Here is a 24,794-nt window from a genome sequence, read left to right on the forward strand (position 1 = left end):
ATAAATCCTATTGGGATTCACATTGATAATACCGCGAGATAGATTACTATCCTTGAGAAGGACAGGGGCCATTCGCGAACAAACTCAGCGAAGCTTCAAACAAGAACCAGAAGAAAAACACGGACTACGTATGAAAAAGCTACTCAGTACCATTGGCATTTTAGCCACCACTTTTGCGACTTCATCTTTTGCTGACTCATCGGCCACTAGTGAATGGCAAAAAATCGAACAACAAGCCGACGGACAAACCGTCTATTTTCATGCTTGGGGTGGTAGCCAAGAGATCAACCGCTATATCCAATGGGCAGGCAAAGAGCTTAAATCTCGCTACAACGTGACGCTAAATCACGTGAAAGTCACTGATATTTCTGAAACTACCACTCGCCTAATCGCAGAAAAAGCCGCAGGCAAAAACAGCGGTGGCAGTGTTGATATGGTTTGGATTAATGGCGAGAACTTCAAATCAATGAAGGATAACCAATTACTGTTTGGTCCTTTTGTTGAAGGTTTGCCAAGCTGGCAGTACGTTGATAAATCATTGCCAATTGATGTGGATTTTTCAGAGCCGACTGAAGGTCTGGAAGCACCTTGGGGTGTGGGGCAATTAGTGTTTATTCACGATGAGCAAACCCTGCATAACCCTCCTCGATCTTTTGCTGAAATGCTGAGTTACGCAAAAGCGTTTCCAAATCGCCTAACTTACCCTCGCCCACCAGAGTTTCATGGGACAAGCTTTATTAAAGCCTTGTTGATTGAGTTGACCAACAACGATCCCGCTTTGCAAAAACCAGTCACTGGTGAAACATTTGAGCAAATCACTCAACCGCTATGGGCTTACCTAGATGAGTTCCATAAAGTTGCTTGGCGTGGCGGTAAGCAATTCCCAGGAGGGACGGCTGAAACGCTTCAATTACTGGATGATGGTCAGATTGATCTTGCGATTACCTTTAACCCAAACGCGGTTTTCTCTGCACAATCGAGCGGTAATCTTGCAGAAACCACCAAAGCGTATGCGATGGACGCAGGTGCACTCTCAAACATTCACTTCTTAGCGATTCCTTGGAACGCAAATGCCAGTGCCGGTGCGCAAGTTGCGATAAACTTTTTATTGAGCCCTAAAGCACAATCTCGCAAAGGTAACCTTAACATCTGGGGCGATCCTTCAGTGCTAAGCAGCCAATACCTAACAGGTTCGGCTAAAAATACTCAACAATTCAAATCTATCGCTGAGCCGCATCCGAGTTGGCAATCTGCCTTAGAAAAAGAATGGTTGAAACGCTACGGGAATTAATAAGAGCCCATGTTAAGAGCGCTATATTTAGTCATTATCACTGTTTGTATTTTACCTACCATTCCGGGACTACTCGGAGTGGTGGTTTCTGCGCTCGGTTATGTACCTCCTATCGGCTTGCACCACTTTTCTTTGGATGGCTTTAACGCTGTTTTTGATTGGGAGGGTATTTGGACATCCATCGGGCTGACTTTCTACTCTGCCATTTTTAGTAGCTACTTGGCTTGCTTGATCACATTTGCAATTTTGCAAGCATCGTGGGGCAGCAAGTTTTGGCGAAAAATTGAAGTTAGCCTCTCGCCACTTCTCGCTATGCCGCATGTCGCGTTTGCAATTGGCTTTGCGTTCTTGTTTGCACCAACTGGTATGGGCGTTCGTGTTCTCAACCAACTGTTTGGTTACGATCCCAATGCACAAACGGTGAATGACTTAGCATTGCTGATTAAAGACCCGCATGCACTCGGTTTGGTCATCATGCTTGCGATTAAAGAAGTGCCGTTTTTATTGTTGATGAGTATTCCAATTCTTCAGCAATTGAAAGTCGATAAGATTGAAAAAGTCAGTCATTCGATGGGCTACAGTTCGGCGCAAGCGTGGTGGAAATGCGTATTCCCACAATGGATAGCAAAATTGCGCTTTCCAATGCTGGCGGTATTGGCTTACAGCTTGTCGGTTGTTGATGTTGCATTGATTATTGGCCCTACCAACCCACCGACGTTTGCAGTTTTGGTATGGCAGTGGTTTAACGATCCTGATTTATCACTTCTACCAAGAGCTGCCGCAGGCGCGGTCGTGTTGTTTGCTATCGCTAGCCTTTTGATTGGATTTGCACGCTTAATGGAATGGTGTATTACCAAAGGCTTCAAACGCTGGCAGTACTCTGGTCGAAACGGGTTTCGTTTACCCGGTAAAACCCTATTTTCACTGATTGCGCTACTCGCACTTCTAATGATTCCACTCATGGTGGTGTGGAGCTTTGCTCAACGCTGGCGCTTTCCAGATTTACTACCGAGCCGCTATAGCCTGCGTTTTTGGGAATACGAATGGCACAACATTCTTGGCACACTGGAGCAGAGCATGCTAATTGCCGTTATCAGCGCGACCGTCGCTCTAGCCCTTGCCTTGATCGCACATGAGTATCGCCTTCGTTATCGCTGGCAGGTGCCCGGTTACATCATCGCCATCCCAATGCTGATTCCTCAGCTATCCGTGCTATTCGGTATGCAAGTAGTGACGCTGTACTTAAACAGTAACGCGTATTTCTTTTGGGTATGCTGGGCGCACGTATTCTTCGCGTTCCCATTTATTTACCTCTCGCTAGACGGTCCATGGCGCAGCTTCGATAACGGCTTAACTCGCGTCGCACTCAGCTTGGGTAAAACACCGATGCAAGCTTGGTTAAAAGTGAAACTGCCAATCCTCCTACCTGCGATTGCATTCGCATGGGCGGTTGGGATTAGCGTAAGTCTGGCGCAATACCTGCCGACATTGGTGCTAGGGGCTGGGCGCATTAGCACCATCACCACCGAAGCCGTTGCGCTATCCAGTGGTTTTGACCGACGTGTCACCGCGATTTACGCCATTTGGCAAGCACTCTTGCCTTTCTTGTTCTTCTCTTTTGCGATACTACTAAGCCGCTTACACGTGAAGTATCGCCGCTTGTCTATAAAAGGTTTACTACTGAATGAGTCTTTGTCTCAAAAACCTCGCCATCCGTAAAGCCAATGGCGACACGCTTTTTTCTGCGTTCAACATGACCGTAGAGAAAGGTGAAATTGTTACTCTGATGGGGCCAAGTGGTTGTGGTAAATCCACTTTGTTGGATGCCATAGCTGGGCACCTATCCGCCGAGTTCAACTACTCTGGATCCATTACGCTTGATAACGAAAAGTTGGATGCCCTCCCTGCCCATAAGCGTCAGGTCGGTATTCTATTCCAAGACGATTTGCTCTTCCCTCACTTAACGGTGTGGGAAAACCTTGCCTTCGCGCTACCAAACTCAATCAAAGGTGATGAGCGTAAAGCTCACGCCATGCAAGCACTGAAGAACATTGCATTGACCAAACTTGCCGAATCCTTCCCAGATCAAATCTCCGGAGGACAACGTGCTCGGATTGCTTTAACTCGTATGCTGTTGGCAAAGCCGAAAGTTGCGCTACTCGATGAGCCCTACAGCAAGTTAGATAAAGATCTGCGCGTACAATTTCGCAATTGGGTGGTAGAGCAATTGCAGCAAGCGAACATCCCTACTTTGATGGTAACCCACGATGAAGACGATATTCCCAATGGCAGCCGCTGCCTAAACTGGCCGTGGGAGACAAATCATGCTTGATAGCCTGAGTATAAAGCTCATCCGCAAACCGCTGGCACTCAGTGCGACATACCTCGACAAATGTGGCATCACCGCAAACCAAACGACAGTATTTGGTTTTGTGCTTGGCTGCTTTGCCCTACCGGCTTTGATCACCGAAGAATACTTGTTGGCATTGCTGTTTATTTTGCTGAACAGAATCTGTGATGGATTAGACGGCGCACTGGCGAGGATTCAAGGCATTACCGATGCGGGCGGTTTTCTCGATATTAGCTTGGATTTTCTGTTCTATTCCCTAATTCCTTTTGGTTTTGTGTTAGCAAATCCAGAACAAAATGCCATTGCAGGGGCATTTTTGATTTTTTCCTTTGTCGGAACGGGAAGCAGCTTTTTGGCTTTTGCCATCATGGCAGGGAAACAAGGCATCGATAATCCGGTGTATAAACACAAATCTCTCTACTACATGAGCGGCTTAACCGAAGGCACGGAAACCATCGGCTGTTTTGTGCTGTTTTGCCTGATGCCACAACATTTTTCGGTCATTGCATACATCTTCGGTGCGGCATGTTGGTTTACCACATTCACGCGAATTTACTCTGGGTTTCATACGCTCAAAGGCCGTTAACACCGCTCAGAAATGTACGTATTCTTGAGAAAGAACATCACTAAGCGGCTGTTTATTAACGCATCAAAGCACATGCTAAATTGAGGTATATACTCTTTGGGTGGAGAAACCATTCGGAGGCTATATGAAAAAACACATCAAGTTAGGCATGTTGCTCACCATTACTTGTGCGATCGTGCTTGGCGGCTGTAGCTCACCTAACCCGTACGGAGATGCATACGGCTCGTCCGACACTCGCAAAGTTCAGCAGGTTTACTACGGCACGATAGAAAAAGTAGAACCCGTAACCATTGATGCCTCTACCCAATCCAACGCCATCGGTACAATAGCAGGGGCTGCCGTGGGTGGCATTTTGGGTTCGAAAATTGGGGGCGGTTCTGGCTCGGATATCGCAGCCATTGGTGGTGGTTTATTAGGTGGCTATGCAGGTAGTAAAGCCGCCGAAGCAACCGCGAAAAGAAATGGTGTGAACCTGACTATTCGCTTAGAGGATGGAAAGATCATATCTGTCGTTCAAGAAGCAAACCCAAACATGATTTTCCAGCCAGGCCAAGCCGTTCAAATCAACATGTCTGGTAATGACGCAAGGGTTGTACCTCGCTAATTTGAACACGATGACTCCGTTCCATTGGTCTGCTGTTTTGGCTCAAAGAGCTTAATCCGCGCAAGCGTACGTTGCTTACTCATCGGCTTGCGCGATTCTATTTGTATCAAGTTTGATCGTCGTCAATGGAACATCAATCTCCCATACCTTTCGATGTTCAAATGACATCAAGTTGCTAGCATGAGCCCATTCCAGATAACTTTGGGCTTGTTATGACACCGACTGTTGACCACGTACTCCTTAATATCGCGCTAAACCTCAGCTCAAATCGCTCTCACGAGCAGCAATATCAAAACCTCATTGATGGGGTCGCGCAAGTATTCCCATGTGATGCGAGCTGCCTGTTTATCTTTGATGAGGATGGTTTTTTGACTCCTGTCGCGGTAAAAGGCTTATCCAGCTCGGTCTTAGGTCGTCGCTATTTCCCCAAAGCACATCCACGCTTAGATGCCATTATTCATAGCCGTGAGCCGGTGCGTTTCGATGCCGATTGTTCATTGCCTGATCCTTTTGACGGCACACTATTAACCGAAGACCAGTGCATTGATGTTCACGATTGCATGGGCTTTAGCTTGTATGTGGAAGGCCAACTTGTTGGCGCGTTAACCATGGACGCCCTAACCATTGGCGCATTTGATGACATTGACCCTGTCGCTATCGAAACCTTTGCGGCTTTGACCGCTGCGACATTGCGTAACATTGCTCAATTAAAAGCACTCAAAGCGCAAAACCAGAAGCAAAAAAGCGTCACTCAAACCCTTATCCAGCAAGCCCGTTCTCAACATGGCGAAATGGTGGGTTTGAGTCCGCAGATCAACCAGTTACAAAACAACATTGCGACCGTTGCTCAATCAGATTACGCGGTACTTATCACAGGAGAGACCGGTACGGGTAAAGAACTGGTCGCGCACTCGGTGCACGCGCAATCTCATCGTAGCGATAAGCCGATGATTTACGTCAACTGTGCGGCCCTGCCTGAAGGTCTAGCTGAAAGTGAACTGTTTGGCCATGTAAAAGGCGCATTTACAGGTGCTAATAGCCACCGTGCCGGTAAGTTTGAACTGGCAGACGGTGGAACGATTTTCCTTGATGAAGTAGGCGAACTGCCTTTGATTTTGCAAGCAAAATTGCTGCGCGTAATTCAGCAAGGCGAGCTGCAACGTGTAGGTAGCGATCAGCATTTGATGGTCAATGTGCGCATCATCGCCGCGACCAATCGACAATTAGAAAAAGAGGTCGAAGCTGGCACGTTTCGAGCAGACCTTTTCCACCGTTTGAACGTGTTCCCAATCCAAGTCCCCCCACTGCGTGCCCGTGACGGTGATATTCCCGTTTTAGCAGGATACCTGTTAGAAAAAGTACGCCAACAATTCAATGCACCCAATCTGCACGTTCACCCTAAAGTGTTGACTCAATTGGAATCTTTACCTTGGTACGGAAACGTGCGCGAGCTCGAACATACTTTAACTCGCGCGGCTTTGCACGCCATTCAACAAGGCGCAAGCACGATCATGCTTAACCATTTCGACACCTCATTGGCTCTCGATGATGTAAAAAACACATCACATTATTTACCCAAAGAAAGCCAACCAATGCGAGAGCTAATAGAAAGCTATCAACGTGATTTAATTGAACATGCTTTGAGCCAAACTGGTGGCGTTTGGGCAAAAGCGGCGGAGTTTTTGCAAATGGATCGCGGTAACTTATATCGAATGGGTAAAAAGCTCGGGATCAATAAATAACCAACCACAAGAATCCGATGTAATTAAGACATCATTTACGTTGTCTTAATTACATCACCCGCCCTATCAAAAGCAAACAAAACCATTAAAAATCAACAAGATAATAATTGGCACGCATTCTGCTCTCTAGTGGTCAACATCACGACTATTAAAACAATCACTGGAGAACCCAATATGTTCTGTATTCAATGTGAACAGACAATTCAAACCCCTGCTGTTAAAGGTTGTTCTTTTGCACAAGGCATGTGTGGCAAAACTTCTGAAGTATCAGACCTACAAGACGTGTTGGTTTACACACTGCAAGGGGTTTCTTTTTGGGCATCAAAAGCACTTGAATTCAACATCATTAACGATGAAGTCAACCAATGGGCACCCAAGGCATTTTTCTCTACATTGACGAACGTTAACTTCGACCCTGAACGCATCCTAGAGTTAACTTCTCAAGCTGCAACGTACAAAGCATTGTTAAAAGAGCAAGTGATGTCTGCAGCAACGCTTGCCGATACCGAAGTCGCTGACATTCCTGCGGTTGCTCACTTTGAGCTACCAAACAGCGCAGAAGCGATCTTAGCTTTTGCCCCTCAAGTCGCGGTTAACCGTGGTAAAGACCAAGTACATGAAGATGTTATTGGCCTACGCCTACTTTGCCTATACGGACTTAAAGGTGCAGCCGCGTACATGGAGCACGCACGTGTTCTTGAGCAAACCAACAACGATATCTATGCCGAATACCATGAAATCATGGCATGGTTGGGCACCGATCCTGAAGATCTCGGCGAACTACTTGATTGCTCAATGCGCATTGGCCTGATGAACTACAAAGTGATGGAAATGCTCGACCAAGGTGAAACAACGACCTTCGGCCATCCAGAACCAACCACGGTGAACGTCAAGCCAGTAAAAGGCAAGTGTATCCTTGTCTCTGGCCATGATTTGCATGACTTAGAAAAAATTCTGCAACAAACCGAAGGCAAGGGCATCAACGTTTACACCAACGGTGAAATGCTGCCTGCACACGGCTACCCTGAGCTGAAGAAATACCCTCACCTAGTCGGTAACTACGGCAGCGCGTGGCAAAACCAACAGAAAGAATTCGCCAACTTCCCTGGCGCAATCGTGATGACATCAAACTGTCTGTTAAACCCAAATGTGGGTCAATACGCAGACCGTTTATTCACTCGTAGTATTGTTGGCTGGCCTGGTGTGGCTCACATCGAAGGCGATGATTTTAGCCAAGTGATTGAATGTGCTCTAGCGCAAGACGGTTTCCAACACGATGAAATCGAACACCACATCACGGTTGGTTTTGGTCGCAATGCACTGATGAACGCCGCCCCTGCGGTTATCGACCAAGTGAAGCAAGGCAACATCAAACACTTCTTCCTAGTCGGCGGTTGTGATGGTGATAAAGCGGAACGTAGCTACTACACCGATTTTACGGCTGAAGCGCCAGAAGATACGCTCATCCTGACGTTGGCGTGTGGTAAGTTCCGCTTCAACAAGAATACGTTCGGAGATATCAACGGCATCCCTCGCCTATTGGATGTGGGCCAATGTAACGATGCTTACTCTGCAATCCAGCTTGCACTTGCACTGGCGAAAGAGTTTGACTGTGACATCAATGAACTACCACTCACGCTTGTGCTTTCTTGGTTCGAGCAAAAAGCGATCGTTATCTTGCTAACACTATTTGCATTGGGCGTGAAAGGCATTTACACAGGCCCTACTGCACCGGCATTCCTAACGCCAAACCTAATCGCCATAATCCAAGAGAAGTTCGATATGCGCAGTATTGGCAATGTTCAGGATGATCTAAAAGCCATCCTAGCAGCTTAATAAACTTGCTTGTTCGCGCCTCCTTACGTGGAGGCGCTCTCTATTTCGAACTAAAAATAGCCACAACCAAAGAGATTGTTATGTTTTTTGAATGGCAAGGTAACCAACCCGTCACACTCCGTTGCATCGACAAATACTTCGAAACACACGACACCGTCAGCATCAAATTGGCCGAACTAACCGAATCACTTCTGTTTCAGTTTAAACCTGGCCAGTTTATTAACTTGGGCGTCGAAATTGATGGAAAAATGGAGTTTCGTGCCTATTCAATCAGCTCGACCAATGAAGACGATCACCTTCAACTCACCATCAAACGAGTATCTGGCGGTAAAGTATCGAACTACATCGTTGACTCGCTGCTGCTCGGTGATACCGTTCAAGCATTACCACCAGCGGGCGAATTTAACTGCATTGACCATCCACCCGTTTTACGTGATGGCGAAACAAAAGCCTTGCTTATCAGTGCAGGTTGCGGCGTCACGCCCGTATTTTCGATGGCAAAACACTGGCTGAGTAATCAAGATGAAAACGACAACGATGTGGACATCGCATTTCTTCATATCGCACGCAGCCCAGAAGAGACGATTTACTACGACCAGCTAGAAACGTTCGACGCTGTGTATCCCAACTTCCATTTAAAGCTGTTGCTGAAAAACCGCGAAGGAACGTCACACCCACAAGGTCGTTTGAATGCCGACTGGCTTAAAGAGCTTGTTCCTGATTTCAAGCAACGTACCGTTTACCTGTGTGGTCCAAGCCAGTTTATGCAAGATGTTCACGGCTATTTGAATGACCTTGGTTTTGACATGACGAACTTCTACCAAGAGAGTTTTACGCCAGCGACTGGCGCAGAAACATCGGTATCCGATGAAGCTGTTCGTGTTTCTGTTCCTGACTTTGCTCAAAGCATCGATGCGCAAAAAGGTCAGGTACTGGCCGATGTGCTTGAAGGCGCAGGTTTACCATTAATCGTCGCTTGTCGTAGCGGCATTTGTGGCTCGTGCAAATGCAAGGTTCGTCGAGGCAACGTCTCTTCCACCAGCCTAGAAACATTAACGCCAGAAGAAATTGAACAAGGTTATGTGCTCGCCTGCTCATCAACCATCGAAGCGGATCTTGAAGTGCAGATTGGTTAGTTTTCCAAATACAAAAAAGCGCCGCGATACGTCTGTCTAGTTGTTTCGCGGCGCTTTTTTTGATGTTACTTCTGTTGCAACAAAAGTCTTTTAACTAAATAACAACACTTTCAATGCTGCTTCGCTGTCTACGTCCATAAACTCTGGTGGGTTATCCAGACGCTCACGGAATGTCAACTCTGGCGCTTCTTCTTTCATGCTTTCAATCAAGAAGTCGCTTGTCACAGATGGCGAGTTCACACATGCCATCACTTGACCGCCTTCTACCAACAAATCCGGCAATCGACGTAGAATCTTTTTGTAATCTTTCGTCAGCGCAAAGCTGCCTTTCTGGAATGAAGGTGGGTCAATGATAATCAAGTCATACTGACCAGATTTTTTAATCTTACCCCACGATTTAAATATATCGTGCCCCATAAAGCTTACCTGGTTGATGTTATGACCATTTAGCTTGTGGTTCTCACGACCTTTAGACAGCGACGCTTTTGCCATGTCGACGTTAACCACTTTATCTGCGCCACCCGCAATGGCAGCGACAGAAAAGCCACAGGTGTAAGCAAACAAGTTAAGCACGTTTTTGTGCTTCGCATTTTCGCGAACCCAATCACGACCGTAGCGCATGTCCAAAAACAGACCGAAGTTTTGGTTGCGGCCAATATCCAATTGGTATTTCAAACCGCTTTCTTCAACGACAGGGCGAGCGTCTAATTCACCGACAAGTACTTCTGAAGGCGCACCATCGGCATAACGGTGCTGAAGAACCATAGTGCGACCTTGCTTGTCTGCCCACAGTTGTGATTGTGCCAACGCATTCAGGCCGCTTTTCAGCTCAGCGAGAAACGCGTCGTCGACTTCTTTAAACAAGTTGATAATCAACTGACCTTGTAACCAATCACAGGTGATTTGCTCTAGGCCCTCAAAACGACGGCCACGACCATGAAACAGTCGACGAATTTCATTCGGAGCTTGCGCGAGCTCGGTTTCTAGATGCTGAAAGAACAGCGGAAGTTGTGATGCTTGCATCGAGTTCTCTTATTAGTTTTCTTTGTGACGGTTATTTGATCGTAGGCCAGTTCAGTTCCCAAGGGGAAAGCCAAGTATCCAAACCCTGAGAGACGATTTCACTGTGCCATTTGTTACCAAGCACTTTGTATTCTCGTGGATCGCAAACAAAGCGATATTGCTCATCTCGGTATTGGAAGCAAAGTGAAAATGCATGCAGGTAACCGCGATCAGCCTCATTGCCTGCATTGTAAATCGGGTCGCCAACAATACCTGAGCCAACCGATTTTAATGCCACGCGAATTTGATGCGTTTTACCAGTGTGTGGCTTACATAAAAATAGGCGCTCTCCGGGCTCTGCCGTAAGAGAGAAAAACTGGGTGACGGCTGGGTTGTTTTTGCTGTTGACCAGCTTCCATGATGAACGGCGCGAACGCTCCATATCACCAGCGACCAAACCTTGTTTCTTTTTCGGCTTTTTAGAGCCAATCGCCAGATAGAACTTTTCCACTTGGCGGTCAGCAAAGGCTTGCGATAACGCACTGGCCGCTTTAGCGTTGCGTCCGAGGAGCAGAATACCCGATGTCATTTTATCCAAGCGATGGATAAGATAGAGCTGCTCATCACCACTCTGCTTAGCCACTTCTTGCAGCAGCATTGTATCGCCATCGTCTTTATGAACAGAGACGTTGGGATGCTTATTGATGATCAGAAAATCGGGATGGGTATGTAGAATATCGAACATAAAAAACTGGCTCCACGTTTGGAGCCAGAAGTATACCGATTCTGATTGATTAGGCGAGCTTAAACTTACCCACTAACGTTTCCAACTCTTGTACCTTGCGGTTCAAACCTTCTACGCTTTGTGAGCTGTCATTCGCTAGTTGCAGTGAGCGAACCGAAATATCGCTGATCGACGTAATATCTGCGGCAATTTCTTTTGTCACCGCAGTTTGCTCTTCGGCTGCGGTCGCAATAGAGTTAACCATGCTTTGCACGTGCCCTGCACCAGCAACGATTTCTTCCAATGATTCCACCGCTCCCGAGCTTTGGCTAACACCAATTTCCACCAAACGGCAACCATCTTCGGTGTAAGTCACGGCTTCTTGCGTGCCAACTTGAATCGCTTGGATAATCTCGCCTACTTCTTGTGTTGCTTTCGTCGTACGCTCAGCAAGTGCACGGACTTCATCAGCCACAACCGCAAACCCGCGACCAAACTCACCCGCACGCGCAGCTTCAATGGCAGCGTTTAACGCAAGCAAGTTAGTTTGCTCTGCGATGTCTTCAATCACTTTAATCACTGCGCCAATTTTCTCGCCATGAGCACCAAGGTGATTAATCTGAACCGACATGTCCGCCATTTGCTTCGATACCTGTTGAATGCTCTCTACCATTTCAACAATGACGGTACGGCCTTGCTCGGCTGTGGCTTCTGATTTACGAGCTTCTTCAAACGTAGACGCACCTTGTTCCGCCACTTGTGAAATGGTCAAACTCAGCTCTTCTGCCGCCGTTGCGATGAGGTTCGCTTTGTCGGCTTGGCTACTCGCACCAGAAACAATGTCTTGACTAACAACAGACAACTCACTCGTTACCGACTTAACTTCTTCAGACACGACTGAAATAGAGCCGATCAACCCCGTTAGAGATGCCTGCATTTTATTTAAAGAGGTCGCTAAGTTAGAAAGCTCATCACCCGATTCGTCTTTGATAGGAGAAGCTGTCAAATCGCCTTCCGCCACACGTTGTGCCAAAGTATCCAGTGCGGTCAAACGCCCTGTGATTGAATTAGACAACAAGTATGCAATGAACACTGTTGCGATCGCCGCAAGCGTACCTAGCGCGTAAATGGTGTTCTCAATATCGTTGAATGAATCGGTCAATTGGAGAAGCGCATCATGTGTGCTTTGTCGACCTTCTGCCGTTGCCGCATTGAGCATGTCTTCAATTGGAGCTAGATTCACCTCGTACAACTGACGGACTTGCTCAACGTTTTCTTCCAAACTGCGATGCCCAATATTCGGCTGAATTTGGCTCTCAAAGCTCGACGTAAAATTCGCCATAAGCTGCTCAATTTTTTCGATATTGCGATAGTCTTCTCCACCAGCGGTTTCAAGACGTTTTACATCAGCCAACGCAGAGGCAAACTCTTTCTTGTTCGATTGATATTCACGTTGTGCACCACTGGTATTGATGATCATACCGACAGCATCTCGATAAATATCCCCAGCTTCATCGATCAAAGCCATGTATCCGATGGTCTCTGGGACGTCGTCTGTTCTGACTTCTTGTGCCACTTTATGTGAATTAATCACTTCAAACGTAATAATCGCGATCATCACCAACATTGTTGCCAAAATGGCACCAAAGCTCGCATATAACTTTTTACGAACTGACATTTTCACTGACAAGGTTCCTTATAAATTATGTTCTGTGCAGACATTGCTGTATCAATCTGCACATGAATTATTTCGGGACGATAGACACCCCTTTGCAGTGGTTGCGCATTTTATGTGACAGACATCACATTGCAATTAAAGTTTTATAAAAAGACACAATTAATCTAAAAATGTCAGTCTTATCCTACAGACACAAAAAAAGCGGGAGCCTTACTAAGCCCCCGCTTTTCTTTATCTTTTTAAGTCGTTTACAGTTTCTTCGAAAGTAATCCTGCAAAACCAATAATCGCGATACCTAAAACCATGATTTCGCCTTTGCCACTATCGAAGCCAGACTTAATTCCCATGAAGGCAACAATAGCAATCGCTACCGGAATGACGTATTTAACGAGGTTGTACCATAAGCCAAATAGTGGGAATGATACTTCGCCATCATTCGTGATTTCTTTTTCAAGCTCTGCACGGTTTAAACGCCAGCCAGCAAAGATACATACCAACATACCCCCAACCGCTAGGAAGATTTTGTCTGTCAGTAGGTCGAAGATATCGAATGCGCCGGTACCAAATAGCGTTGGTCCCATACCGCCTAGCGAAAGCGATGCAAAGACACAAAGTGATGCCATCACGACACTTGCCGAAACTACTGCGTTAGAACGTTTCATGCCTTTCTCATCGATAAGGTAAGAAACCACTACTTCTAACAATGAAACCGAAGAGGTAAGCGCCGCTACCGTTAATCCGATGAAGAACAGAAGCGCAAGTAGCAAACCAATCACACCGCCCATTTCCGCGAACAATTGAGGAACAACGACGAACACCAGACCTGGGCCGGCTGCTGGCTCCATGCCAAAAGCAAACATTGCCGGGAACATCGCGACACCAGCAAGGATCGCTACTCCGGTATCCATTGCCGTAACCATACCTGTTGTTTGAACGAGGTTTTCTTTCTTCTTCAAGTAAGAGCCATAAGTCATCATACAACCCATACCAAGACTCAATGAGAAGAACGCCTGACCTAATGCTGCAAGTACCACGTTACTGTCTACTTTTGAGAAGTCTGGCATGAACAAGAATTCAAGGCCTGCCATCGCACCTGGAAGCATCAAACCTTTCACCGATACGATGATCAAGATGACAAACAGCAGCGGCATAAGAACTTTACCCGCTTTTTCGATACCGCCAGAAATACCTTTCATTACGATCAGTACGTTAAGGAAAAGGTACACCCCCATCCAGAACAGCGGTTGTAGCGGATCAGAAATGAAACCACCAAAGCTGTCACCGATTGCCTCCGGCGTGCTTAGTAGACCACCACCGACTTTAAAAATGTACGCTAACGCCCAACCACCTACGACTGGGTAAAAACCCATGATAAGTAACCCACTAAATACACCAATTACGCCAGTGAACGTCCAGCGTCGGTCAGTGGATTTAAATGCGCCTACTGCTGATAGACCTGTCTTACGACCAATAGCGAACTCAGTAAGCATGACGCTAAAGCCGATAAAAATAACAAAGAAAAGGTAGATCGCAACGAACGCACCGCCGCCACTCTCACCTGCTGTGTACGGGAACTTCCAGATGTTACCCAAACCAACAGCGGAACCCGCTGCTGCCATTACGAAGCCTAATTTAGACCCCCACGTATCACGTGGTGCTGCTGTATTAGTTGTAGCCACGCTTATTCTCCAAAGATTTGTTGTGTTGTGTATGCATAGAGATAGGCGTCTAAAATGTTTGTGTAAATATTTATATACACTTATAAGAAGTTTGTTCGACGCTCTATGTATAGCAAGTAAAGCAGTTCCCCATTAGAATTGGAACCCCAAAAAGTACATTTATTGCACAAGTGTAGTATTACGCACGTTAAATGCTGCTTTTTTGTTCAAAAGTTAAAGAATAGCCTTGTTTTTCACATTAAAATAACAGAATCACCTGTTATGAAATTTGTTCCTCATGTAGGGTCAATCCCACTTCTCATTGGGAAATCTGTTCCCCCAACCCACTTTTATGCTTAATATCCTAGATGGGCATATTACTTTGAGCGTATATGGACAAGTTCTATCATTTTCTTACTCTTACTGGCATTGGACTGTATTGGTTCTTAGTTGCTGGTGTTACTTTACGCGTTGTTTTGAAGCGCCGTGCGGTGAGCGTGTCTTTAGCTTGGCTAATGATCATCTATATCCTTCCCGTGCTTGGCGTCGCGTGCTATTTCCTATTTGGTGAGCTGAACTTAGGCAGAAAACGAGCTGAACGAGCAAAAGAGATGTTTACCCCTTTTGCCAAGTGGTTTAGTCAACTCAATGATTGCCACGCGCACATGCCTGAAACCATGGGTCGCCATATCTACCGCATCGATGAACTGTGTAACAACCGTCTTGGGCTACCGGCTCTGAGCGGGAATACTCTGTCCTTGCAACAATCTCCTGATGAAATTCTGCACTCCATCATCGAAGACATCGAGAATGCCAAAACGAGCATTCGAATGGTGTTCTACATTTGGCACCCAGGCGGCTTGGCCGATTCGGTAGCATCCGCTCTTATCCAAGCATCTAAACGCGGTGTGGATGTGAAGCTGCTATTGGACTCTGCGGGTAGTCCGCGCTTCTTCAGAAGTCCTTGGTACAAAATGATGAAAGATTCGGGTATCGAGGTTATTCAGGCGCTCGAAGTGAAGATGTGGCGTATGTTCTTACGTCGTCTTGATCTTCGCCAGCACCGTAAAATCATCGTCATTGATGATGAAATCGCCTATACAGGCTCAATGAACCTTGTCGATCCTGCATACTTTAAACAGAGCAGCGGCGTTGGGCGTTGGATCGATATCATGGTGCGAATTACAGGGCCAACCGTAAACGTACTGAGTGCGATTCACTGCTGGGACTGGGAAGTAGAAACGGGCGAACGTTATCTGCCGAAGTTGCCGGAGTGCAAAATTGACAACAGCAAATACCAACATCCGATTCAGGTCGTTCCATCTGGCCCCGGCATGCCAGAGTATTTGATTTATCAAGTGCTTACTTTGGCAATTAACCAAGCCAATCGTTCGGTACGAATCACAACACCGTATTTTGTACCTAATACCGACTTGCTTGAGACGTTAAAAATGACAGCGCAGCGCGGTATTGATGTTGAACTGATCATACCGCACAAAAATGACTCACTTATGGTTCAGTGGGCATCGCGCGCTTTCTACAGCGAGCTTTTGGCCGCTGGCGTGAAAATTTACGAGTTCTATGGTGGCTTGCTGCACACCAAGTCGGTCGTTATCGACGACCAGTTCTGTTTGGTTGGTACGGTGAATATGGACATGCGCAGCCTGTGGCTGAACTTTGAAGTCACTCTGGCTGTCGACGATGAAGAGTTCACTAAGCAATTGTCATGGTTGCAAGATGGTTATATCAAGCAATCTCATCCTGTCGTTTTGGACGAGTGGGAAAAACGTAGCCTTTATTCTCGTTTCCTTGAGCGTGTGTTCTACCTCTTCAACCCATTGCTCTAAATCAGTGACCATTTCAGTTCAAACCTCCAGTAATGAAAGTCCATGCTGGAGGTTTATTTTATCTGCGTCTTACTTTTCGCATCGACTATTCTGTGCTTTCCCCAATACATCTCATGTAATCATCTCTACCACACGGCGCTCTAAACGTTCAATCCAAACGGTTATTGGTCGATATGTGACTTTTCCCTTGCAAACTCTATGTCGTCCATGTTTTAAATAATCCAAATTGTAATATTTAAGACAGGGAATATTTATGTCAGAGGGCAAAAAGACCAAACTCATTACCGCAGGCCGCGATAAGAAGTGGACCAACGGCGTGGTAAACCCACCAGTACAACGCGCTTCTACTGTCGTGTTTAATACTGTTGCAGAGAAAAACCAAGCCGCAATAAACCGCGCAAACAAAACGCTGTTTTACGGACGTCGTGGTACTAACACTCACTTTGCTTTTCAAGATGCAATGGTCGAGATCGAAGGCGGTGCGGGTTGTGCTCTTTACCCTTGCGGAACGGCAGCTATTTCTAACGCGATCCTTTCTTTCGTTGAAGCTGGCGACCATATTTTGATGGTTGATACGTGTTACGAACCAACACGTGATTTCTGCAACGTGATCATGAAAAAGATGGGCGTAGAAACCACTTACTACGATCCGATGATCGGCGAAAACATTCGTGATTTGATTCAACCAAACACCAAAATACTGTTTCTTGAATCGCCGGGGTCAATCACGATGGAAGTTCAAGACGTTCCAACTATGGCGCGCATCGCTCACGAGCACGATATCATTGTGATGCTCGATAACACGTGGGGCGCAGGCGTGAACTTCTCACCTTTCGAACATGGCGTGGACATTTCTATTCAAGCGGCGACAAAGTACATCGTTGGACACTCTGACGTCATGCTCGGCACCGCAGTGGCGTCTGAGAAATACTGGGATCAACTTCGCGAACAAAGCTACCTGATGGGTCAATGCGTTTCTCCTGATGACGCTTACCTTGGCCTACGTGGCATTCGCACTTTGGATGTTCGCTTACGCCAGCATGCTGAAAACAGTTTGAAAGTCGCACAGTGGTTGGCAAACCGCCCTGAAGTGGATCATGTTCGTCACCCTGCCCTAGAGACTTGCCCTGGTCATGAGTTCTTTGAGCGTGACTTTACTGGCGGCAATGGCTTGTTCTCATTTGTGCTGAAAACCTCGTATCCAAAAGCGACCACAGCTTTGCTTGATGGCATGAAACACTTCAGCATGGGTTACTCTTGGGGTGGTTATGAGAGTTTGATTTTGGCTAACGAACCTCGCAGCTTTAACAGCTTACGCACGGTCGCCAATCCGAACTTTGAAGGCACTCTGATTCGTATTCATGTAGGCTTGGAAGATGTTGAAGACTTAGTCGCCGATTTAGAAGCCGGATTTGCTCGATACAACGCCCTAGTGCTTGAAAAAGAAGTCTCTCTGAAATAACTCATGTTATCGCCCTGCTCAGCAGGGCTTTTTTATAAGCCAATGAAATAACTGGGATATCTACCGCCTCCCATCTTACTCTCCTTCAATGTTCATCATTTGTGTTGTTTTTCATTTGAGCAATCACAGAATAAAAACATGTGCTTCATGAAGACTTCCCATCTTCTCAATTTGTCTCCTACCTTTTACCACTCATAAGAGGTCATACCACAAGGAGATAACTTTGAAACTCAAACTCATAGCAGTGTTGCTTTTTACTCTAATTACCCTGCCGATTGCTTCAGCCAACACCGCCACTGGCTATACGCAAACCAAATACCCCATTGTGTTGGTTCATGGTTTATTCGGCTTTGACTCGCTGGCTGGCGTGGATTATTTCTTTGGTATCCCTCACTCATTAACCAAAGATGGCGCTACAGTTTATGTGGCACAAGTTTCTGCGACAAACAGTAGCGAAGCCCGCGGTGAGCAGCTTCTTTCTCAAGTCGAAACCTTACTCGCCGCCACAGGTGCTAGCAAAGTGAACCTCATTGGTCACAGCCATGGTGGCCCAACAGCGCGTTATGTAGCCTCTGTACGCCCTGATTTAGTGGCTTCTGTCACCAGTATCGGCGGAGTGAACAAAGGCTCAAAAGTCGCAGACTTAGTACGTGGCACCGTTCCAGAAGGATCGGGGACAGAACAGTTGGCCGTTAAACTCGCGCAGGGGTTAACCACTCTGATCAATCTGCTTTCGGGTGGTTCAGATCTTGATCAAGATCCACTGGCTTCGTTAGCCGCATTAACGACGGAAGGCTCGCTAGCTTTTAACCAACATTACCCTGAAGGCATTCCAACCAGCGAATGTGGCGACGGTGATTTGCTGGCTCCCAACGGCGTGTATTACTACTCATGGACCGGATCATCCACTTTTTCCAACGTTTTCGATCCGACAGACGCAGCCATGATGGTACTCGGCTTGGCATTCGATGGGCCAAACGATGGGCTCGTTGGCGCATGCAGCACTCATTTAGGAAAAGTCATTCGTGATGATTACAAAATGAATCACTTGGACGAAATTAACGGTTTACTCGGTATCCACCATCTTTTTGAAACCGACCCCGTCACGCTGTATCGCCAGCATGCGAATCGTTTGAAACTGCAAGGACTGTAACAGGAATTCCTCATGAAGAAAGTCGCTCTTATCGCTGTGCCCATTCGTTTGCTTCTCGGTGTGGGAGCGGCTTCCCTCTACGTATCGGACTCACCACAATCCAAGATGGCTCAATCGCAACATGACACTACTATCGACCTCTCCTCTCAGAAAGACTTTTTTGAGTACTCATTAAGTGGTTTGGGGGAATATAGCCTTGAAGAAATCCAAGAAAATATTGAAGAAAGTATCTCGCAGCAAAACTCACTAGGCATTGATGTTGAGTTGTTTCAAACCTATCTCGCGTACAAACGGGCGCTTTCTAAATTAGAACCACTTGAAGATACGACGTTGTCGTTAAACCAACTGCAACGGCTGAATGAAGCCATTCTAAATTTGCAACTTGAATACTTTAACGATCAACATATTTCCCAACTCTTTGATGAAGAAAATCGACTACGCCAACTCGCAATAGAGAAACTGGTGATTAAAACGTACGAGCAAGACTCTGATTCTCAGCAACTACTACTCAACCAAGCGTTATCTGAACAACCTGAGTACATCCAGCAAAGTGAACGCAACAATGCCTTAACGAGGCAACTCGACCAAACCGCATTACTCAGTTCACAGGATAAGTATCTTGCTCGCGTCGAGTTGGTAGGAGAAGAAGGCGCGCAAAGGCTGCAAAAATTGGATGAACAACGAGCGGCGTTTGAAACAGAGCTAACAAATTACCTAGAAAAACGTGCAGATATTCTTGATGATGAGTTTTTGGACAGCGAACAGAAGCAGTTAGAAATTGCTAATTTGAGGAAGCAAAGCTTCGAGACAACTCAATGGCGCCGTATCGAAGCCTTGGAACGTATTCATGACAGCCAGAACTAGCTGTATAAACTGAGCAATTATATAAACGAAACGTTACTGGTTTTGTTTTTTAGGGCATCCAACGATGTGGTCATCCACCATGCCAACGGCTTGCATAAAGGCATAACAGATGGTTTCACCGACAAACTTAAAGCCTTTCTTTTTGAGAAACTTGCTCATGGCTTTGGACTGTTCTGTCGAAGCAGGTACGTCACTCATTTCATGCCACTGATTTACCACAGGCTTGCCATCGACAAACTGCCACAACGCCTCTGATAAGCTGCCATATTCAGCAATAAGTGCTTTGGCTGCTTTAGCGTTGCTAAATACCGAATTGATTTTGCCGCGATGCTTCACTACATCGAAGTTTTCGACGATGTACTCGGCGCGCTCTTCATTTCTCTGTTCCAACGCGTCCAAATCATAGTTTTCAAACGCTTCTCGGTATCCTTCACGTTTTTTCAGAATCGTAATCCAACTCAATCCTGCTTGCGCACCTTCCAACGTAATAAATTCGAACAACACTTTGTCGTCATAAACTGGAACGCCCCACTCTGCATCGTGATATTCGCGCTCTAGAGGGTGGTTCATCGCCCACGCGCACGTTTTGTGTTCTGTCATTTTTCGTCCTTATAAAAAGCGCCTCTAACTCACCAGCTAGAGGCGCTGAACTTTACATCGTTACTTTACATTAAGCCTATTTCGGCACCGACACTTTATGGAACAGACGATACAACACTGGCACGACAATAAGTGTCAGGATGGTGGCAAAACCTAAACCAAACATAATCGTTACCGCCATCGGTTTAAAGAAGATATCAGGTAGAAGAGGAATCATACCCAAAATGGTGGTGATCGCTGCCATACACACTGGGCGAACACGACTGACTGCCGCATCAACCACTGCGTCATATGCCTCTTTCCCCGACTTCATCTCAATTTCAATTTGGTCGAGCAGAACAATGCCGTTTTTAAGTACCATACCGGATAAGCTCAAAAAGCCCAGCAACGCCATAAAGCCAAACGGCGTATTGAGTGCCAACAAGCCCGTGGTGACACCAATCAATGCCAGTGGCACAGTGAGCCAAACAATCAGCGGTTCTTTAATCGAATTGAATAGGAACACAGTGATCAAGAACATGAACAAGTAGCCCATTGGCATCGTTGTGAACAGAGACTCTTGAGCATCACCTGAAGACTCATACTCACCACCCCATTCTAGAGAATAGCCAGGTGGCATTTGAATCGCTTCGATTTGCGGTTGTAGGCGTTTTTGCAACGTCGATGCGGTTTCTTCACCGAGAATATCAGGGTCCGCCATCACAGTAAGCATGCGCTTACGGTTCTTACGCACGATGATAGGGTCTTCCCAACGCATGTCGTAACCCATTGTGACTTGCTGGAGTGGGATAAACTCACTCTGCGCAGGGCTCCAAATTTTCATGCCTTCGATGTTACGAATATCGATACGCTCGTCTTCTGGTAAACGCGCCACAATCGGCATCAACGTAGTACCGTCACGGTAAAGACCTATCGTCATTCCCGAGAACGACATCGATAAGAAATCATCCACATCAGATTTAGTGATACCGTAACGACGCGCTTGACTCTCGTTGAACTGAGGCTCAAGCACTTGAGTACGCTCACGCCAGTCGTGGCGAATATTGGTCGCGCCCGGATCGGCGTACATGATATCCATTACTTGCGCCGCAATCGTGCGAAGCACCGTTGGATCAGAGCCGATAATACGCGCTTCAATTTTCGCGCCGCCACCAGGGCCCAATTCAATCTGTTTGAGCTTGTAATTGATCTCTGGATAGTTGGCTTTTAGGTGATCCCTAAACCGTGCCATTAACGGCGCAAGCGCTTCGTAGTTATCAACTCGCGTAGTGATTTCACCATAAGCGGCATAGCTTTTTTCCGGAGCATACGTCAGCATAAAGCGTTGCAGACCTTTACCCGCAGTTGTTGTGATGTGATCTACGTGCTCTTGCTCAGCAAGCCAAGATTCCAGTTCTTTTAGCTTATCGTTAGTCGCACGAATATCTGTACCTTCCGGTAGCCACACATCCAGTTGGAAAATTGGCGTGGTTGAAGATGGGAAAAACGACTGTTTTACCAAGGTAAACCCATAAACACTTGCACCAAGCCCAACAATCAAAACCACGACCGTTAACCACGCGCGACGCATACAAAACTCTAAAAACTTTTTATATGCCACAAAAATAATGCCGTTATATGGGTCGTTTTCCTCACCTTCACCTTGCTTGATTTTCTGTCCCTTAAAGAAAATATCGGCAAAGAACGGCGTTAGAGAAATAGCGGTAAACCAACTCAGCATGAGGGAAATCAGCAGCACCGTAAACAAGGTGCCACAGTACTCACCCGTGGAGTCCTCAGACAAACCAATTGGCGCAAATGCCGTTACCGCAATTACAGTTGCACCCAATAGCGGCCATTTGGTTTGAGTGACGATATCCGTCGCGGCTTGTAATCGCGTTCGCCCTTTTTGAGTGCCGATTAATATCCCTTCCACCACCACGATAGCATTATCCACCAACATACCGAGTGCGATAACCAACGCACCCAGAGAGATGCGCTGCAAGTCAATCGCGAGATATTTCATGAAGATGAACGTACCTAAAACCGTGAGTAGCAAGATCAGGCCTATCAATAGACCCGAGCGCAGCCCCATAAAGAACAGCAATACGATAATTACGATGCCAACTGCCTGCGCCAAACTGATCACAAAGCCGCTGACCGATTTATCTACCTCTTTCGGTTGGCTGTAAATCTCTGAGATTTCGACACCAACCGGTTGTTGATACTTCAACTCGGCAAGGCGACGATCAAAGGCCTTACCGACTTCAACCACGTTGACACCTTGAGCAAACGACACGCCAACGTTCAGCGCTAAGCTGCCATTAAAGTTGATGATGTTACTCGGCACTTCAACATAGCCACGTTTAATTTCCGCTACATCTTTGAGGAAAATAAGCCCTTGCGCACCAGATTCGGTGATCAACAGATCCCCTAACTCATCAACGCTTTGGAACTCACCCGTAGGCTGAATTCGAATGTACTCATCACCAATACGAATAGCGCCAGCATCAGACACAATATTTTGCGTGGACAGCAAGTTAAAAACCGTATTTGGCGACAAACCAATACTGCTGAGCTTCTTCATCGAAACTTCAATAAAGACTTGCTCTTGCTGCTGACCAGAGACAGAAACCTTGCTGACGCCATCGACCAGTTCAAGCTCACGGCGTAAGTAGTCGACATAATCCAGCAACTCTTTATAGCTGTAGCCATCCCCTGTCACTGCCAACAAGATGCCGTACACATCACCGAAGTCATCAATAACCTGAGGCTCATTAACACCCGGTGGTAACGTGACTTTTAAGTCGTTCACTTTTCGACGCAATTCATCCCAAATTTGTGGTAAATCATCGGGACCATAGTTGTTTTTCATCGTCACGGTGATCTGAGATAAACCACGGTTGGAAATGGAGTTCACTTCGTCAACGTAAGTCAGTTGCTGGATGGCTTTTTCCAGCGGGTACGTCACTTCTTCTTCCACTTGTTGCGGCGTCGCTCCTGGGTATGACGTCACTACCATCGCATCTTTGATGGTAAAGGCCGGATCTTCTAAACGTCCCAACCCGAAGAAGGCAGCAATACCACCAATCAAGAAGATCAAAGACACCATCCAGCTAATCACGCGATTTCGAATGAAATAAGCCGCAATGCCCGTTACGTCATCATCACTTTGAGGCACTTTGTTTTGCTCGCTCATAAACCAGCCTCCTGCTTAACCACTTCCACTTTCATTCCATCTCTGAGTCGCGAAACGCCAGCAACCACCACTTTGCCGTTAAGCGCTAATCCATCAAGCACTTGAATCGACGTTTTAGAGGCTTTGCCGGTTCGGATTTGTTTTCGTGAAATGGTACTGTCGTCATTCAGCACCCAAACAAACTTGTTCTCACGTCCAAGCTCGTCTCCATCGGCATTGAAAATTGCCTCAATCGGCACATTGATCCCAACGTTCAGCTCTAAACCCACTTTTTCATCTTTCGAGGTCACTTCAACGGCCATGCCATCAAGGATGTATTCCTCTTTTGGCATCGGTAAAGAAAGCGTCACGGTAAACGTTCCCGTGGTTGGGTCAGGCTCAGTGGTGAACTCTTTAACCGTCGCCTTGTACTCGTTGCCACTAGGAACACGAACCACCGCATTAATTGCCGTTAATCTTTCTTCTGTAGGAGGCTGTTTGACGTACAAGCGATCTGGCAATTGAATCAGAACTTCTACGCGATCCAGACTGTGGATATTGACAATGTGTTGCCCAACTTGAACATTCTCAAATTGATCAATATTGACCCGAGAAATGATGCCATCAACCGGCGCTTTTAATGTGGTGAACGATAAACGCAACTTAGCGAGTTCCAACTCCGCCAACGCGATTTGGCGCTGCGCAGCAATTTCATCAAACTGCGACTTCGCCAACAAACCTTTATCCACCAAAGGCCGAGAGCGGCGATATTGACTGTCGACCACAGAAAATCTCGCCGTGGCATTATCGACATCCAGTTGATAATCCGTTGGGTCTAGGGTGGCGATAACAGCGCCTTTTTGCACTTTATCCCCTTCTCGCACCATCACGCGACTCACTTCGCCCGCCACACGGAAACTCAAATGAGAGCGGTCCGCGGCGTTCGCAACAGCAGGAAAATACAGATTGTCATCAACTCGATTACCTTCCAGCGAAACCACTCTTACTTTGGGAGTTTCGACGGTTCTTTCTGGCCCTTTTTCACCACAACCAGTCAAAGTAAGCGCCGCGAAAATCGTGGTTAAGGTTATGATTCCTTTCATA

The 24,794-nt window shown here is 46.5% G+C and carries 19 protein-coding genes; 12 read left to right on the forward strand and 7 right to left on the reverse strand.

Annotation, left to right across the window (positions count from 1 at the left end; genetic code table 11):
* Positions 1 to 130: 130 nt before the first annotated feature.
* From NL646_RS07105 to NL646_RS07140, 8 genes are all read left to right on the forward strand, one after another.
* The gene (locus tag NL646_RS07105; protein WP_253664036.1) at positions 131 to 1,291 is read left to right on the forward strand and encodes an ABC transporter substrate-binding protein; all 1,161 of its coding nucleotides are present in this window, start codon (positions 131 to 133) and stop codon (positions 1,289 to 1,291) included.
* 9 nt (positions 1,292 to 1,300) lie between these two features.
* Entirely contained in the window at positions 1,301 to 3,010 is a 1,710-nt protein-coding gene (locus NL646_RS07110) for an ABC transporter permease (RefSeq protein WP_253664037.1), read from the forward strand.
* Complete coding sequence (locus NL646_RS07115) at positions 2,976 to 3,623, forward strand: ATP-binding cassette domain-containing protein (protein WP_047724570.1); 648 nt, start codon at positions 2,976 to 2,978, stop codon at positions 3,621 to 3,623. Before NL646_RS07110 ends, NL646_RS07115 begins: the two co-directional genes overlap by 35 nt.
* Positions 3,616 to 4,227, forward strand: coding sequence for a CDP-alcohol phosphatidyltransferase family protein (locus NL646_RS07120; RefSeq protein WP_025524933.1), 612 nt, complete (start codon positions 3,616 to 3,618; stop codon positions 4,225 to 4,227). The genes NL646_RS07115 and NL646_RS07120 overlap by 8 nt, the downstream gene beginning before the upstream one ends.
* 124 nt (positions 4,228 to 4,351) lie before the next feature.
* Positions 4,352 to 4,831, forward strand: coding sequence for a glycine zipper 2TM domain-containing protein (locus NL646_RS07125; RefSeq protein ID WP_005462302.1), 480 nt, complete (start codon positions 4,352 to 4,354; stop codon positions 4,829 to 4,831).
* Positions 4,832 to 5,043: 212 nt separating this feature from the next.
* Positions 5,044 to 6,573: a nitric oxide reductase transcriptional regulator NorR gene (norR, locus tag NL646_RS07130; RefSeq protein WP_047123468.1), complete on the forward strand. Its 1,530-nt coding sequence runs from the start codon at positions 5,044 to 5,046 to the stop codon at positions 6,571 to 6,573.
* Between the two features lie 174 nt (positions 6,574 to 6,747).
* A complete protein-coding gene (gene hcp, locus NL646_RS07135) occupies positions 6,748 to 8,409 on the forward strand; it encodes a hydroxylamine reductase (RefSeq protein WP_140250350.1) in 1,662 nt (553 codons plus the stop codon).
* A gap of 80 nt (positions 8,410 to 8,489) precedes the next feature.
* On the forward strand, positions 8,490 to 9,545 hold the full coding sequence (locus NL646_RS07140; RefSeq protein WP_253664038.1) for a hybrid-cluster NAD(P)-dependent oxidoreductase: 1,056 nt from the start codon (positions 8,490 to 8,492) through the stop codon (positions 9,543 to 9,545).
* Positions 9,546 to 9,635: 90 nt separating this feature from the next.
* Here NL646_RS07140 and NL646_RS07145 read toward each other — a convergent pair whose 3' ends face one another.
* The 4 genes from NL646_RS07145 to NL646_RS07160 all read right to left on the reverse strand — a co-directional run bounded on the left by NL646_RS07145 (position 9,636) and on the right by NL646_RS07160 (position 14,628).
* Positions 9,636 to 10,568 carry a class I SAM-dependent methyltransferase gene (locus NL646_RS07145; RefSeq protein ID WP_029838003.1) on the reverse strand — a complete coding sequence of 311 codons (933 nt, stop codon included), beginning with the start codon at positions 10,566 to 10,568 and terminating at the stop codon, positions 9,636 to 9,638.
* A gap of 31 nt (positions 10,569 to 10,599) precedes the next feature.
* The gene (locus tag NL646_RS07150; protein WP_053805682.1) at positions 10,600 to 11,292 is read right to left on the reverse strand and encodes a TIGR01621 family pseudouridine synthase; all 693 of its coding nucleotides are present in this window, start codon (positions 11,290 to 11,292) and stop codon (positions 10,600 to 10,602) included.
* 49 nt (positions 11,293 to 11,341) lie between these two features.
* Entirely contained in the window at positions 11,342 to 12,955 is a 1,614-nt protein-coding gene (locus NL646_RS07155) for a methyl-accepting chemotaxis protein (protein WP_253664039.1), read from the reverse strand.
* 242 nt (positions 12,956 to 13,197) lie between these two features.
* The gene (locus NL646_RS07160) at positions 13,198 to 14,628 is read right to left on the reverse strand and encodes a sodium-dependent transporter (protein WP_024702722.1); all 1,431 of its coding nucleotides are present in this window, start codon (positions 14,626 to 14,628) and stop codon (positions 13,198 to 13,200) included.
* Positions 14,629 to 14,999: 371 nt separating this feature from the next.
* Here NL646_RS07160 and cls point away from each other — a divergent pair, with 371 nt between their 5' ends.
* The 4 genes from cls (at position 15,000) to NL646_RS07180 (ending at position 19,933) form a co-directional block, all read left to right on the forward strand.
* Positions 15,000 to 16,454: a cardiolipin synthase gene (gene cls, locus NL646_RS07165; RefSeq protein ID WP_017448347.1), complete on the forward strand. Its 1,455-nt coding sequence runs from the start codon at positions 15,000 to 15,002 to the stop codon at positions 16,452 to 16,454.
* 253 nt (positions 16,455 to 16,707) lie between these two features.
* The gene (locus NL646_RS07170) at positions 16,708 to 17,916 is read left to right on the forward strand and encodes a cystathionine beta-lyase (RefSeq protein ID WP_025624269.1); all 1,209 of its coding nucleotides are present in this window, start codon (positions 16,708 to 16,710) and stop codon (positions 17,914 to 17,916) included.
* 223 nt (positions 17,917 to 18,139) lie between these two features.
* Entirely contained in the window at positions 18,140 to 19,069 is a 930-nt protein-coding gene (locus tag NL646_RS07175) for a triacylglycerol lipase (RefSeq protein WP_005495671.1), read from the forward strand.
* A 12-nt stretch (positions 19,070 to 19,081) separates the two neighbouring features.
* Positions 19,082 to 19,933 (forward strand): lipase secretion chaperone, encoded by an 852-nt coding sequence (locus NL646_RS07180; RefSeq protein ID WP_253664040.1) that lies wholly within the window; start codon positions 19,082 to 19,084, stop codon positions 19,931 to 19,933.
* Between the two features lie 33 nt (positions 19,934 to 19,966).
* Here NL646_RS07180 and NL646_RS07185 read toward each other — a convergent pair whose 3' ends face one another.
* From NL646_RS07185 to vmeH, 3 genes are all read right to left on the reverse strand, one after another.
* Positions 19,967 to 20,533 carry a DNA-3-methyladenine glycosylase I gene (locus tag NL646_RS07185; RefSeq protein ID WP_023623988.1) on the reverse strand — a complete coding sequence of 189 codons (567 nt, stop codon included), beginning with the start codon at positions 20,531 to 20,533 and terminating at the stop codon, positions 19,967 to 19,969.
* Between the two features lie 76 nt (positions 20,534 to 20,609).
* Positions 20,610 to 23,711: an efflux RND transporter permease subunit VmeI gene (gene vmeI, locus NL646_RS07190; RefSeq protein ID WP_005462306.1), complete on the reverse strand. Its 3,102-nt coding sequence runs from the start codon at positions 23,709 to 23,711 to the stop codon at positions 20,610 to 20,612.
* A complete protein-coding gene (vmeH, locus tag NL646_RS07195; RefSeq protein ID WP_253664041.1) occupies positions 23,708 to 24,793 on the reverse strand; it encodes an efflux RND transporter periplasmic adaptor subunit VmeH in 1,086 nt (361 codons plus the stop codon). Before vmeH ends, vmeI begins: the two co-directional genes overlap by 4 nt.
* Between the last annotated feature and the right edge of the window lies 1 nt (position 24,794).

It is taken from the genome of Vibrio sp. Y20_XG_PY13 (assembly GCF_024181925.1).
GTDB lineage: Bacteria > Pseudomonadota > Gammaproteobacteria > Enterobacterales > Vibrionaceae > Vibrio > Vibrio parahaemolyticus.

Bases quoted from the DNA above. Each gene is read 5' to 3' on its own strand.
- NL646_RS07185 (WP_023623988.1), bottom strand. From the start codon at position 20,533: ATGACAGAACACAAAACGTGCGCGTGGGCGATGAACCACCCTCTAGAG.
- NL646_RS07180 (WP_253664040.1), top strand. From the start codon at position 19,082: ATGAAGAAAGTCGCTCTTATCGCTGTGCCCATTCGTTTGCTTCTCGGT.
- NL646_RS07120 (WP_025524933.1), top strand. From the start codon at position 3,616: ATGCTTGATAGCCTGAGTATAAAGCTCATCCGCAAACCGCTGGCACTC.
- cls (WP_017448347.1), top strand. From the start codon at position 15,000: ATGGACAAGTTCTATCATTTTCTTACTCTTACTGGCATTGGACTGTAT.
- NL646_RS07110 (WP_253664037.1), top strand. From the start codon at position 1,301: ATGTTAAGAGCGCTATATTTAGTCATTATCACTGTTTGTATTTTACCT.
- norR (WP_047123468.1), top strand. From the start codon at position 5,044: ATGACACCGACTGTTGACCACGTACTCCTTAATATCGCGCTAAACCTC.
- NL646_RS07145 (WP_029838003.1), bottom strand. From the start codon at position 10,568: ATGCAAGCATCACAACTTCCGCTGTTCTTTCAGCATCTAGAAACCGAG.
- NL646_RS07105 (WP_253664036.1), top strand. From the start codon at position 131: ATGAAAAAGCTACTCAGTACCATTGGCATTTTAGCCACCACTTTTGCG.
- hcp (WP_140250350.1), top strand. From the start codon at position 6,748: ATGTTCTGTATTCAATGTGAACAGACAATTCAAACCCCTGCTGTTAAA.
- NL646_RS07150 (WP_053805682.1), bottom strand. From the start codon at position 11,292: ATGTTCGATATTCTACATACCCATCCCGATTTTCTGATCATCAATAAG.
- NL646_RS07125 (WP_005462302.1), top strand. From the start codon at position 4,352: ATGAAAAAACACATCAAGTTAGGCATGTTGCTCACCATTACTTGTGCG.
- NL646_RS07140 (WP_253664038.1), top strand. From the start codon at position 8,490: ATGTTTTTTGAATGGCAAGGTAACCAACCCGTCACACTCCGTTGCATC.
- vmeH (WP_253664041.1), bottom strand. From the start codon at position 24,793: ATGAAAGGAATCATAACCTTAACCACGATTTTCGCGGCGCTTACTTTG.
- NL646_RS07115 (WP_047724570.1), top strand. From the start codon at position 2,976: ATGAGTCTTTGTCTCAAAAACCTCGCCATCCGTAAAGCCAATGGCGAC.
- NL646_RS07170 (WP_025624269.1), top strand. From the start codon at position 16,708: ATGTCAGAGGGCAAAAAGACCAAACTCATTACCGCAGGCCGCGATAAG.
- vmeI (WP_005462306.1), bottom strand. From the start codon at position 23,711: ATGAGCGAGCAAAACAAAGTGCCTCAAAGTGATGATGACGTAACGGGC.